This is a genomic window from Paenibacillus cellulositrophicus (genome assembly GCF_009363095.1).
Lineage (GTDB): Bacteria > Bacillota > Bacilli > Paenibacillales > Paenibacillaceae > Paenibacillus_AQ > Paenibacillus_AQ favisporus.
In genome coordinates this window covers 5746019-5759139 of sequence record NZ_CP045295.1, presented here as the reverse complement: position 1 = coordinate 5759139, position 13121 = coordinate 5746019, and the positions used below count along the sequence as shown (strand labels likewise).

General features: G+C 42.7%; 14 protein-coding genes and 2 pseudogenes. 3 read left to right on the top strand and 13 right to left on the bottom strand.

From position 1 onward, the window contains the following. Window positions 1-19 precede the first annotated feature (19 nt). The 7 genes from GCU45_RS26285 to GCU45_RS34605 all read right to left on the bottom strand — a co-directional run bounded on the left by GCU45_RS26285 (window position 20) and on the right by GCU45_RS34605 (window position 5495). A complete protein-coding gene (locus tag GCU45_RS26285) occupies window positions 20-1351 on the bottom strand; it encodes an ISL3 family transposase (RefSeq protein ID WP_152403342.1) in 1332 nt (443 codons plus the stop codon). A gap of 15 nt (window positions 1352-1366) precedes the next feature. After that, complete coding sequence (locus tag GCU45_RS26280; protein WP_152401686.1) at window positions 1367-2548, bottom strand: MFS transporter; 1182 nt, start codon at window positions 2546-2548, stop codon at window positions 1367-1369. Window positions 2549-2622: 74 nt separating this feature from the next. Further along, on the bottom strand, window positions 2623-2898 hold the full coding sequence (locus tag GCU45_RS26275; protein WP_425281307.1) for an ArsR/SmtB family transcription factor: 276 nt from the start codon (window positions 2896-2898) through the stop codon (window positions 2623-2625). Between the two features lie 375 nt (window positions 2899-3273). Further along, a complete protein-coding gene (locus GCU45_RS26270; protein ID WP_152401684.1) occupies window positions 3274-4182 on the bottom strand; it encodes an oxidoreductase in 909 nt (302 codons plus the stop codon). Window positions 4183-4250: 68 nt separating this feature from the next. Continuing rightward, window positions 4251-4883 (bottom strand): NAD(P)-dependent oxidoreductase, encoded by a 633-nt coding sequence (locus tag GCU45_RS26265; RefSeq protein ID WP_152401682.1) that lies wholly within the window; start codon window positions 4881-4883, stop codon window positions 4251-4253. A gap of 103 nt (window positions 4884-4986) precedes the next feature. After that, window positions 4987-5211: a hypothetical protein gene (locus tag GCU45_RS34610; protein WP_425281231.1), complete on the bottom strand. Its 225-nt coding sequence runs from the start codon at window positions 5209-5211 to the stop codon at window positions 4987-4989. Continuing rightward, window positions 5202-5495, bottom strand: a complete 294-nt coding sequence (locus GCU45_RS34605; protein ID WP_208837073.1) for a TetR/AcrR family transcriptional regulator — start codon at window positions 5493-5495, stop codon at window positions 5202-5204. The genes GCU45_RS34610 and GCU45_RS34605 overlap by 10 nt, the downstream gene beginning before the upstream one ends. 334 nt (window positions 5496-5829) lie before the next feature. Between GCU45_RS34605 and GCU45_RS26255 the strand changes: the two genes are divergently transcribed. Further along, a complete protein-coding gene (locus GCU45_RS26255) occupies window positions 5830-6369 on the top strand; it encodes a methylated-DNA--[protein]-cysteine S-methyltransferase (RefSeq protein WP_152401680.1) in 540 nt (179 codons plus the stop codon). A 111-nt stretch (window positions 6370-6480) separates the two neighbouring features. Here GCU45_RS26255 and GCU45_RS26250 read toward each other — a convergent pair whose 3' ends face one another. Further along, the gene (locus GCU45_RS26250) at window positions 6481-6669 is read right to left on the bottom strand and encodes a hypothetical protein (protein WP_152401678.1); all 189 of its coding nucleotides are present in this window, start codon (window positions 6667-6669) and stop codon (window positions 6481-6483) included. A gap of 38 nt (window positions 6670-6707) precedes the next feature. Then, window positions 6708-7277, bottom strand: coding sequence for a TetR/AcrR family transcriptional regulator (locus GCU45_RS26245; protein ID WP_152401676.1), 570 nt, complete (start codon window positions 7275-7277; stop codon window positions 6708-6710). Between the two features lie 150 nt (window positions 7278-7427). Between GCU45_RS26245 and GCU45_RS26240 the strand changes: the two genes are divergently transcribed. Beyond that, on the top strand, window positions 7428-8357 hold the full coding sequence (locus GCU45_RS26240; RefSeq protein WP_152401674.1) for a ketopantoate reductase family protein: 930 nt from the start codon (window positions 7428-7430) through the stop codon (window positions 8355-8357). 49 nt (window positions 8358-8406) lie between these two features. Here the strand turns inward: GCU45_RS26240 and GCU45_RS34600 are convergent. Together GCU45_RS34600 and GCU45_RS26230 are read right to left on the bottom strand one after the other, a co-directional pair. Further along, a pseudogene (locus GCU45_RS34600) lies at window positions 8407-8583 on the bottom strand (IS3 family transposase); the annotation flags it as partial. A gap of 75 nt (window positions 8584-8658) precedes the next feature. Next, complete coding sequence (locus GCU45_RS26230; protein WP_152401672.1) at window positions 8659-8991, bottom strand: HAD family hydrolase; 333 nt, start codon at window positions 8989-8991, stop codon at window positions 8659-8661. Window positions 8992-9324: 333 nt separating this feature from the next. Here GCU45_RS26230 and GCU45_RS26225 point away from each other — a divergent pair. Continuing rightward, a pseudogene (locus tag GCU45_RS26225) lies at window positions 9325-9601 on the top strand (DUF711 family protein); the annotation flags it as partial. 161 nt (window positions 9602-9762) lie between these two features. Here GCU45_RS26225 and GCU45_RS26220 read toward each other — a convergent pair. Next, window positions 9763-11721, bottom strand: coding sequence for a carbohydrate-binding protein (locus tag GCU45_RS26220; protein WP_152401670.1), 1959 nt, complete (start codon window positions 11719-11721; stop codon window positions 9763-9765). A gap of 383 nt (window positions 11722-12104) precedes the next feature. Further along, entirely contained in the window at window positions 12105-13115 is a 1011-nt protein-coding gene (locus GCU45_RS26215; RefSeq protein WP_144023517.1) for a glycoside hydrolase family 130 protein, read from the bottom strand. Between the last annotated feature and the right edge of the window lie 6 nt (window positions 13116-13121).

The window sequence follows — 13121 nt, the reverse complement described above, 5'->3', positions numbered from 1 at the left end:
TTAATGGTTCGAGACCTTATCATTCGTCCTTCTCCAATTTATCGATTAAGGTGGGAAAATCAATTCCAAAGAAGATTACTTCTTCTGGCTCACGAACAACTTCAATAGCTGGCTTATTAAACATCGGGAAGTTTTCCTCTCGTAGATGGTAGCTATCAAACCGCCTCTGGTACTTTGGTTTGCATTGCTTTCTAAGTCCCTCTGTAAAGAGTATCTTGGCTCTTAGGGCCTCAAAAGAGTATCCCCTTCTTAAACGATTAATGACTCGAATAAGGCTAATTAGAGATTCCGTATAAGCATCTGGAATGCGATGGTCGAAATAAGCGAATATTTCTTCTTCCCAGTTCTTCATAGCCTTTGTCAGTGGTTCAAAAGCGGATTGCAGTTCCGTTGGTACGTTAGCTTTCCATTCGTTGTATTTAAGAAATGCCGTTTGTCTGTTATCACATTCCCAAATATCCAAATAAGATTCCTTTATGTCATAAGCAGTGACGAGAGATGGATGATTCTTTCTCCAAAGGTCTAGCGTAATCCGATCCTTCTCTGTAAGCTCTATATCCCGTTTTAAGAGGATAAAACGGCCTGGCATCAGCCCGCGGCGTTCTTTTGGCGATAATCCTTCAAGGATCTGCTTACGAATGGTTTCTAACGCTTGGTTTGCCATACGGACAACGTGAAATTTATCTACGATGATAAGAGCTTTTGGCAATACAGCCCTTACGGCGTCCTTATACGGTTGCCACATATCCATAGTGGCGTATCGGATTTGTCCTCTATTTGGAAGGCGTAAGAGGTAATCTGCAACGGTTTCCTTATTACGATTTGGCAAAACATCCAACAAAGTACATTCCTCAATGTTGGTTAAAACGCATCTTGGTTTAATGATGTGAATTTCATCAATCCCAAGCCAATTGGGAGTTTCATATCGATGCGTTTCTCTAAGACGGTTGATGTAATCTCGAAAGATATTGCGTATTGTTTTTTCATGCAATCCAACATCCTCGGATATGCTAACAAACGTACGTTCAATGCTTTGCGTCTCTATATAAGACAATAATCGTTTGGTGCAGTTTCGCTTTTTGTCTATGGTGTGGTCTAAGTGTTCCCAAAAGGTTCGATTGCAGTCTCTACAACAATATCTCTGACGCTTTATGAGAAGGCTTACACGCTTGCCGTGAAGAGGCAAGTCCATATAAATCTGTTCCCTGCTATCGTGTTTGTAGAGGTTGGCTATACATCCACAATGAGGGCAAGCCAAAGGTGGAGAGTTCGTCACCATTTGAATTAGAAATTCAAACTCATTCTCACAAATACTCAGGATGTTAAATTTCGGAAAATTTAGAATATCCATATGAGTTTCTTGCATTTATGATGCAATCTCCTTCTTTGTTTTCGCTTGGCTGGTCAAAATACCGCTGAATATGAAAGATAACAAGGAACCGGCAAAGCATATAGCCGCAAACATGCCAACGGCGGAAAAACCGTTAAAAGCCGCGTAAATGATGCCAGCGATCCAAGACCCGAGCGTTGTCGCAGCATACATGATTGAATTGGCCAAGCTGGAAGTCGTGCCGCGGATGGTTGGATTTAATGAATTCAACATTCCCAATATGAGGGGAAAAGCGATCCCCATGTTAACGAATATGAAAAAGTAAACACTTTCGAAAGCCGCCACCGATGACAAGTGAGGCAAAATAATAAAACATGCAATAGAGACAAGAAAGCCCACAACTAGCGTATTGAAACGGTTAAACGTTTTGATCACATAGGCACCGCCGAAGCTTCCGACTATATTCCCGAGACCAAGAAAAAACATCACGTACCCCGCTTGATCAATTGAAAGATGAAAGCGATCTGTCACCCATTTTCCAATGAAAGAAAAGGCAGCAAAGAATCCACACTGAAATAAGAAGTGAGCGAGGAAAGCCCTTCTCGCCATTCGGCTGTTCAATAAGGGGATGTATCTACTGAAGATCGGAGTCTTGGTTTGTTGGCCATGATTTGGTTTCATTTCGGGCAAAGCGTAGAAGATGAATACCGCCACCAATAGTGCACATGCACCGATTGTAAAGAAAGGATAATACCATTGGGTTGAGGCAAGCAGACTTCCAATAGGGATGCCGAACGCTTGGGAAGCAGCTAAGCCTGCCATGACGATTCCTGATACTTTGGCTATTTTTGGTGTTGGAAACAGAGCAGGGATCGATGCCCAGACTTGAGGCGCCGTAAATGCTGCGCTGACTCCAGCTAAAAATCGGAATACGAACATCGACCAAAAACTTGTGGCAAAGCCGCATAATATGGTTGAAACCGAGAAGCAGACCATGCCAAAAAGCATTACTTTTTTGCGATCCCATCCATCGGAAAGCGGTCCAGCGATTAATGCGAAAATGGCATAACCTAAAGCATAGGCCCCAACCATCCAACCGGAATATTCCGTTGGGATATGAAACAAGTTCTGAAGCGTGGGGATGAGCGGAGAAATCAAAAACGTATCTGTACCGATAACAAACATGATGAGGAAAAATAAAGTAGTTAATTTGATCATTCTATTCACCCTCTATAGTTAGTTCTGTTGTTCAATGATCATTGAACTAATGAAGAAAAAAAGAGAATTTCTTTCTACAACGTATCCAGAAATCCGGGTAAGTACGTTTGAAATGTCTCCAAATCGATGCTCATATACTTCGCTTGAGCTTCTTTTCGTACCTTGATCAATTTCGCCTCCTTTAAAGTACGCAAGTGATACGAAGTATTTGATTTCGTAGTATCGCGAATGTGGCCGACTTCTCCACAATTCATTTCATTCTTGCTGATGTATAGATTTCGAATAATGTCCAATCTTGTTTCATCAGCTAACGCCTTAAATATTTTGACTCTGAGCTCATCATTTATCATTTTTTGAGTAGTCATAAAACCATTGTACTAAGATACTGCTACAAATCAAGTCTTTAGATAATTACCACCATATTCTCCGATTTTTAAGTGAAATGTTGTTTTCTGAATCCTGATCGAGCGCATTCTCTCTGGACCATCATGCTTACCTCCTAAAATACACAGATGTAAGGGATACCTCTCCCTTACGTCTTGCCCGGGGATGTTATTTTCGTTATCCTGCCCGTTAGCTTAACGAAAAAGGAGCAGCTGCCAACCGGCGAACTGCTCCATGCTATTTTGAATTAACGTCTCCCGTTTGCGTAATGACCTGGCATATGTGATACGGTTCATCTTAACGGTCTATAGGCGAAAAAAGCAACCATCTTTGATCGTTTTTTACAAGTCATAATATACTCCGGTTAACTTCTCGGATAGTAACCAAAGTTTTTCCGCAAGCTGCACATCCAATGCCTTTTTGGGGAAATCTGCAATCTTCGGTTTCTTAGCCTTTAGAGGATTCATTCCTAGCCCTACGTAAATATCTCCGGTGATTGTCGAATCCGTCGCAGCAATAAGTGATGGCCAAGATGATTGATCAGGAGAAGTTCCGAATATTGTCATTAATAGCAGTCCAAATGCTTTGGTTCCCTTCGGTGCGTTTCTCCCGATTCCTGTAGGACTTGTACCAGGATGTACTGCTATAGAAGTGATACCTTTCTTCTTCGCACGTCGATTTAATTCTCGGGCAAACAGTAGGTTTGAAAGTTTCGAGCGATTGTATCCTGCCATGGGTCTGTATTTATTATCCATCTTTACATCAGAAAAATCTATATCACCCATTTGAGCTGACTGTGCGCTAACTGTAACAATTCGACCGGGGTTCTTTTCAATTAACGGCAATAACAGACCTGTCAACGCAAAATGTCCTAGATGATTGGTTCCGAAGTGCATTTCAAAACCATCGGCCGTCAGTTCACGAGTGGGAACTGCCATTACCCCAGCGTTGTTTATAAGGACGTCTATTCCTTTCACTTTCCCGTGGATCGTGTCGGCAAAGCTTCGAACTGACTTCAGATCAGCCAAGTTTAATGTCTCCACTGTTACATCAATATATGGTGCCGTTTGTTTCATCTTTATCATTGCCTCTTCGCCGCGCCTATGATCACGGCTTCCAATGATCACTTTGGCACCGTGCTTCGCTAGCTCTAATGCCGTATAATAGCCTACCCCGCCATTGCCCCCCGTCACGATAGCGGTTTTTCCTCTTAAATTTGGGAGATCGTCATGCGTCCAATTTGGTCTCATGAATTATTCCTCCAAAGGTTATATATTAAATATGTAATTGGTCATTACTACATGCAAAACTGTTTCAGTCAGTCGTGAATAAATGAGGATTGTTTGATATAACGAGCACGTTCAACTGAATCGATCATAAATCTGGCCACGTCGTCACGAGAAATTTTAGCTAGCATGGAAGGGGTAAAAGTACCGTGCTTATATCGCCCTTTGCCCGACTCATTGGTGAGCCTTGAAGGCTGAACGATAGTCCAGTCCAATCCACTGTTCCGCACAATGCCATCCTGCCTCTCCTTATCGTAAAACTCTCGGAACGTTATTAAAGAAACCAGTTTTACAATCATTCTCATCCCAATTCCGAGCTGATTCCTGCTTTCTCTGCTGGTGCCAAAGCCCGTAAGAACGACCAGTCTCTTTACTTTATACCGTCTCATCGCGTTCACAATTGAACGAGTCCCACGTAAGCATAGATCTGAAGGACTTCCTGCTGTGGCTCCTAAAGCTACAAACACTGCGTCTTGCCCCTTAACAGCCGATCCTACATCCCCTTCACTAAAAACACTGCCTTCTACAACTGTTAACCCCTCCCGGGTAAAAGGGATTCGATCTGCGGTACGCACAAAGGCATTTACGGTATGTCCCTTGTTGATCGCTTGGTTAATTAGCTGTAAGCCCGTACCCCCGCTAGCTCCAAAGATGGTAAACTTCATTGTTTTTTGCCTCTCTTTTAGCTATATTTCACAATAATAAGTGAATATTCATTTATTATTGGTGGAAAGAACAGCGATGCTACGCATCGCTTAAAATACTATACTATGCCTTAATAGCGTCCCAACTCATCTTGATGGCAGAATCTAATTGTTTACTATTCAATATGGTCCCGTTCTTCAAATGTGCTTTCAACAATTCGGCTATTGGCAAGATGGAGTAAACAACTAGCATGTTAATATCCTCCTTCTTCAAGATCTCCTGTCGGATGCCGGCCTCAAAAAGCTCGAAGATCGGTTGAAACTGACTTGCCGTATCCTCTAGCACCATTTCTGAGGCAAAGGGGAATTCATTATTTGCTCCAGAAACAAAAAATAGTCTTTGAAGGATTGAATAAAATCAACATAGTTGCGGATGATAGCCTCAAATCGTTCGTAAACTGTTCGGGTATGATCCACTCCTTGAAACATTTTCTCGCTCATCTTGCCTTTAATCTTTAAGTAGGTCTTGTAGAGCAGATCCTCATTGTTCTCATGGTAAATATAAATCGTCGCTGCCGATACACTCGCTCTTTTGGCAATTTTTGATATCGACGTATCAGAGAAACCGATCAATAATAAATGATCATTTATTTATTGTCAACATTAAGGCATTGCTTGATGGAGGGCCTTCTCTTTAACCGCCCCCCAAACTTGGCTACTTCACATGCAAGTGAGCCCAGTATTCCGGACTATCTATTCCATAGCCACCTGGTTATGGCTCTGTCCAATCATTTTTCCACAAATTTAGAACTAACTTGTCGCCTATTATTTTTTCGATTAACAACTTTTCCACTTTTATTTTCTATACTTAGTCACTAAAATGAAAAATTGATGGAATCTATTTGCTTCTTGGAAACGTCCAGTGAAATTATGAATTTCAAAACAGTGTCAATCATTAGGAGGAATTATGTATTTTTCGACAACATATTCATCACCTTTAGGTTTGATTACTATTGCAAGTGATGGTCACATGCTCTCGGGTTTATGGTTCGAAGGACAAAAGTACTTTGGAGGCACTATACATGCTGAAATGACTGAAAATATGAACTTATCCATCTTCAACAAAACAATAATTTGGTTAGAAAAATATTTCGATGGAAAGAAACCAGCGGTCTCTGACCTCCCACTTGCTCCAAACGGTGGGGATTTCAGAAAATTGGTTTGGAATATTCTTTGTGATATTCCTTACGGTGAATATATTAGTTATGGGCAGATTGCAAAAATTCTAGCTTCAAAAATAAATAAAGCAAGTATGTCAAGCCAAGCAATAGGTGGAGCTGTAGGTCACAACCCTATATCCATCATTATACCGTGCCATAGAGTGGTGAGTGCTTCTGGGAGTCTAACCGGTTATGCCGGTGGTCTGGATAGAAAGTATAAACTTCTTCAGCATGAAGGTGTGGATATGACCAAACTCTCTATACCCAGAAGAGGAACAGCACTCTAAAGTATTCAGTAAATAAACTACGCAACAGAAAAACACCTTCAGTGTGGCCATAACCGCGTCAAACCATTATGCTGCGACCGTTTTTGGAACAGGTAACGGTCGTCAAGTTTTTTAAGAAACGTTCAGCAGGCGGATTTCGGACTGATGAGTAATATTTTGACCATCGCTGTTAGCCGTAATCATCGAATCAGGAAATTCATCATAGACCCGGTAAGCGCCTTTGGCCGAAATTCGTAGCGTCACCTCGACAAGGTCTTGCCCCTCAAGTTTTTCTGCCTCTTTAATTGCTTGGGCTTCCATCCTGGGCTCGTAATGCTCATCGGTAACCTCGATATCTCTTACCCTTCATTGACTGTGCCAAAGATATAATACGGTTTTATCCCATTTGCAAATAGGCTATCGATCAGCTTGACCAATTCTTCCGACGATAAATCTTTGTCGTTGCGTATCCAAAGGCGAAACAAAGATATTAATGTTGATATGTAAAACTCAATCAGATATGGCGCTAAAATATCATTTGTTGGAAGATTCACAATCAATCTCTCAAAGGGAATTTCTCTTTTCAGGCGTTCAACAAAATGAACAGAACCATAGTCGCCGAGGAGGGCTTTTAGGACAGAAATATCTTCTGTACTTTCCAAGCATTGAAGCGCATCTTGGAATGTATGCGTAGAAAGCTCCCTGCTTGCCATTTCCTCGTTAATGGATTTCAAAACCTTCTCTTCAACGTAGTTCAGCAACTCATAAATATCTGTAAAGTATTGATAAAATGTACTGCGGTTATATCCTGACTTATTGGCAATCTCTTGAATAGATATTTTTTCAATTGGCTTTTGGCTATATAAATCACAGAACACATTTATAAAGGTCTGCCTGGTTTTGTCTGTAATCTCAGGTTGCTTGTTCATGATTTGCCTCCATTTCCGGTTCAATAGATGATCCGACAGATATTGAAAATCTGATGGTTGATGACTGTATGGTGAATCCATACAATATTATTATACAACACGTTGTTGGATCATCAATAACGGATTATCAACTCTTTGGGGGAGTCTAACATGAAAATTTTATTCTTCGGTAGAGGTGTAATATCGACCCAATATGCGTGGGCTTTCGAACAGGCAGGTCATACAGTTGAGTTTTACGTTAGAAAGGGGAGGAAAGAAACCTTAGGAAGCAGTATTGAGCTTGAAATGTGGGACGCACGAAAAGGGAAAAAGCTCATAAAAGAAAGCTGGAACGTCAAACTGCATGAGGAGATCCTTCCCAATTATGATCTCATTATTGTGAGCGTCAACACGGAACAACTTCCGGGAGCAGCACAATTCCTAACAACTGCCGCAGGAAATACCCCTATCCTCCTATTCAATAACATTTGGCAAGATTTGAAATCATCGATCGCACCATTGTCTATGAACAATGTTGTCTTTGGCTTCCCTGGAGCAGGAGGCGGCATAGCGGACAATAAGCTTAGGGGCGGCTTTTTGAAAATGGTATTTCTAGAAAAACCACGGTCAGGCACCGAGCATATTAACAACAAGGTCAGAGAACTATTTGAAAGTGCCCATTTTAAAATTAGTTGGATAAAGGATATGCAAAACTGGCTATGGAATCACTTTGCGATGAATGCAGCGATGGAAGCCGAGGTGTTAAAACGGGGAAGTTTCCCAGCAGTCATGAACCATAGTGACTCATTCGCAAATGTTGGTAAGCATATGAGGGAAATGGTCCCTGTACTTAAAGCAAGAGGTGCAAAGCTTGATGCCACTTCTCTCCTGCTGACTAAAATTCCACCGGCCCTTCTCGGCATACTTTTTACCAAGGTTATTTTTGCAAAAGGCAGCTTACCGCGGCTTTTTGTGGAATACAACAATAGTAAAGCAGGTTTTGCGGTACTTGAAGTTGTGAGAGAAGCAAAAAAAGCAGGCATACCTTTGCCGCGTCTTACGATGGCATTTGAAAATACTGAATATACAAAAGAAATATAAAGAATCCTGGTCATAACCCTGTCAAGTAGACAAGAATAAAAAGACACCATTATGCTGCGACCGTTTCTCGGTACTCCACTGGGGAACAGTCGTTTAGTTTCTTCTGAAAACGTTCATGGTTATAAAACGAAACGTACTCTTGAACAGCCTGTTCCAACTCCGAAATCGATTTTAGATGGGATAGATAGATTTTTTCGGTCTTCAGATGGGAAAAGAAATTATCAACTAATATTAACCTGTCTGTCAGCTTAATGAAATAACTCTATTTGTTGATTAGATACTTATCTAATCGGTAATCGGCTCATGTTCTTGTTTCCTTCCGATTCCAAAATTCCGCAAACCTAATGAATTCGTTAATCTGTTGGCTAACCTCTATAGGGATACTAATGTGCTGCTGAGTCTGCTTGGATTTGCATTTTACTAGGGCACCATTGTAGAAAACCATGTAGTCTACAAAAGGAATAGCCTTTACAAATTGTTCAGCCGCTCTAGGCGGTCGTGCCGTGGCAACAATAATATGAATTCCTGAATCAAAACACCTTTTAACAGCACTATAATTTCGAGGAGATATTGATTTATCACTATCAAGTAATGTTCCGTCCAAGTCTAATACAATTGCCTGTATTTCTGCCACTTACATTCCCCCACAGTATAATTTTTCCAATTATACACAAATAACTGTGCAAATGGTAGAACATTATTGAATTAATCTGCCCGTTAGCGTAACACGGCTGCCGATCCATGACGGCTGCCGTGTTTTTAATTTATTTATTGAACTATCGTGTCGCTTTAGTTTAATCACTACTCACTTCATCGACTTTGCCAGCTAGACCATCATCTCCTTGGACAAGGCTCCACTGTCAATTTCAATAAAAGTACCATCTTGTACCCAACGAAGATATCCACCAGGTTTGTGGTACACAGCTTCCATTTTTAAATTGACTCAATGATAGTTTTCAGACACGCCCTAAATGACAATGTTAAAAAAAGTGGCGTAATGGCCTCCTCCTATGTAGGTGGGCTTAATAGTAGAGCCTTTATTCCGGTCAATGAAGATCACGGCATGATTCAAGCAGTTCAGCGGGGTACCCTTACACTAGAGAAGCTGGAAGCTATGACCTTTGGTCGAATTTGGCGGCCTGCTCGGATATGCACCAGTTATAGCAGTAAACGGCTTCAACTGCGCGAACTTCGTTAATCGTGGCGGACGAATCTCAGCTCCAATTCATAGCTTTAAGAATTAATTGAAACCTCAAACAGCAAGTCCCTATTTCACTTAGGAGACTTGCTGTTTTTTTGTGTTAGTTGGTCAGTCGTAGAAAAAAACTTTAGCTGAATGAAGAGGCATATCATTTGATATACCCCTTTATGCATCTTATTGCAATTAAATCAAACCGTTTCCATTCTATTTGAACTGGAACCAAGTTAAATTTGCAACTGTGGTTGAATCTGACTTAACAAAAGTAACATATACCGTATGGGTTCCTGCAGCTGTCCCGGCATTAAGCGGGATATTCTTGACTGACCATGTCTGCCATCCGCCTGTGCTTTCTGCCGTCCAATAACCCAGCATAGTGCCTGTAGGACTGTCCAAGTGGAATTCTATCCTTCCGCCGGAATTAGCGGATGCAACCTTCAAATCAATACTTGTTTTAGCTGTACTACCAAAGTCTACATTTTTAAATGCTATATAGTCGCCATTACTCCCTCCACCAACATCCAGCCCACCATCAGTGCTCGCCTCATAGGATATAACACCTGAACTAAGGTTATAACCTTCCGCTTCAAATTTCAATGTGTTGAATTTGGGAGATGCAGCATAGCTGTTCGTATCTGTTATTTTTAAATCTGTCAAATTATTTACCGCCACTCCACCGACGCGAACATTATTTATTGTAACTCCGGAGACGGTAGATGTGTCACTCCAACCCTTCATGATTGAAACTTCACCTAAAGCGCGTAAATTGATATTATTATAGACCACATTTTTTATCGGACCGGTTTTTGCAGAAAGATCAAACCACCTGGAGTGAACACCGGATCTTGGCCAGAAGCCTTCTACATCTATATTGTCAAATATGATGTTTTGTGCTGCTGGAGTCCCATAAAGATGACCTACCGCTAAAGCGCGCCAGCATCTGTATACATAAGAGTTTTTAACAACTATGCCATCCTGAAGCTGTTTCACTCCATCTCCAACCTTGAATGCTCCACATCTGCTCCAAGCCAAAGCATCATCCACAACTACATTTGACTGGTTTTCAGGACTTCCCGGCCAGTTTGCAGCTATATCCGTAGTTGCTACATCCCATGTCTTAAATGAGTATGTGTCATCCTCCGATACTGCTACCGTGTGCTTTATGAGTACATTCTGGCTCTCTTGAATGTCTATTGCATCATTTTCATAATCAAGTTCATTGTTGTTGAAGTGCTTGGTATTCTGGAAGGTTACGTTATTAGATCTTGTAACGATTGTAGCCCAGCCACCGCTGTCTCTTATGGTTATGCCGTCAACTGTGAAGTTGCTGCACTGCAAGGGTACAAGAATATTGTTCAAATAATTGTTTGTATTTCTCATGTAATGACCATTGCCGTCAATAGTCCCTCTGCCGTATATCTTAATATTGTTTGCATTGGTTTCGGTATAAATAAACCATGTTCCATCCTTATTCAGAGAATTCTTATGGAAATGGGTGGTGTAATCGCTTGGATTTCCTGAACCCCTTATAACAGAACCACCCTCCAGATAAACCGAAACATTGCTTTTTAAAACAAGGTTTCCGCTCTTGTACACTCCGGCTGGAACGTATACTATACCGCCACCTGCTGCGTTAGCCGCATTGATGGCGTTTTGTATTGCAGTTGTAGCCAAAGTGGCACCGGTACTGTCGGCACCGTATTGAGTTTTAACATTGTATATCCCTGTACCGGATGAAGCCGGAACATTGGTTTCAAGAGCATCTGCCGCAATAACCAGATCTTTCAGGTTATTGATTTTAACGATAAGATATGTTGGTGCTGAAAGTGTAAATGTAAGTGTCTTTCCACTCTTTGTTGCAGTGATTCCCAGAGCTTTGGGAGAAATATTATAGGTATTGATTGGCTCGCTTGCTGTTATTGTGATTGTAGTAGTACCTGAAAAAGAGAAATTACAATAATTATAGTTTACAAATACCTCCGAAGTGTCGATTACCGGTATATTGGTAGAGTCTGCTGTTACCGTGTATTGACTGGTCGTGGTATAGATCGACGGTAATGGATAGCTTACAATTGTACCCGCCGCACTTGCTGTCGAAGGAACGACAGCTACAAGACTGGCGAGCATACAAACCATTAAACTTAAAAACTTTAACCGTTTTAACATAAATAAACACCTCTTTCATATTTTTTAGAAAATACTCTGTCATCAGTGAATAATGATTTCACCAGTGATGCTCTATTACTCTTTTCATAAAGTCGACATATTCCTGTTCAGCTTCGGAAGTGGCAGAGTAATACTAACCTTTTATGCATCATCAAAGTTTCCTTTTAAAGTACAGCCCCGGTTTTGTTGCACCTTGTGCAGGATTTCTGCGTTGGTCGCTACTACTGAGCTGTATTGTTGCATTTTATGCACAATCTCCCCACGGTCGCTGCTATTGATCTAGCATTGTTGCACTTCATGCACAATCTCCGCGCAAGCCGCTCCAATCATGGCACATGGCCCCACTGTTACTCCGCATTTCCGCCCTCAGCCTGCTTCCAATCTTATCTATGCTCCGGCTCCAGACAGAGCCGGAGCAGATCGTCCACATGGGCCGTTGCCAGACATTCCACCGTATCCGCAGAGCCGTAATAGATTTTGACCTCGCCGTCATCCTCCAGAATCATCCCTCCCGGAAAAATTACATGATTGCGGAAGCCCCCGCCAATCTCATAGTCTGTCTCCGGTGCCAGCAGCGGCTGCCTGCTCATGCCAATCACCTTGCGGGGGTCCTCCAGATCCAGCAGCATAATTCCGGCGGTATAACGCTTCTTCCAGGTGTCCTCCCAACCGTGCTTGCCTCTGGCCGGGTCCACATCCACCGCATGGAAGGTGGTCAGCCAGCCCTTATCCGTCCGGACCGGAGGTGCGGCCGGGCCGACCTTGTCATTGGCAAACGGCACCTGCTCAACGGCGAGCAGTAGGCTGGAGTTGCCCCAATGCTTCAGGTCCGGCGACTCGGAGATCCAGGCATCGAAGCGGTCCCGGCCGCCGCGGCTGTATACCGTGAAGGGACGCTCCAGCCGGACATACTTGCCGCCGATCAACTCGGGGAACAGTACCATATTGCGCAGGTCCGGTGTAGACAGGCTGAGCACCTCGAAGTGTTCCAGATCATCGGTAACGGCAATTCCGCCGCGGATGCCATGGTGCGTATCCACGGCAAAACACATATAACAACGGCCGCCGATCACGGTCAGGCGCGGGTCGTAGGCGCGGATAATTTCCTCGTCATGCATTTTGAACACTGGCTTCGGGCCGGCGGTCCAGCTCAGCCCGTCGTCACTGTAAGCAATGCCGAGATCCGTGGTGTGGTGCGGCTCAAGCGTCTGATCGACCAGTGAGCCGTAATCATTACGGAAGATCATCACATACTTGCCGTTAAATTTCGTTACACCGGCATTGAATACCAGTGCGGTGGGGTAAGGAACCTTCGTTGCATCCAGCACCGGATTGCCCGGATACCGCCGGATGAACGGGGCAGATTGCAGAATTGCCGGAGCGTGTTGAGTCATGGGGTG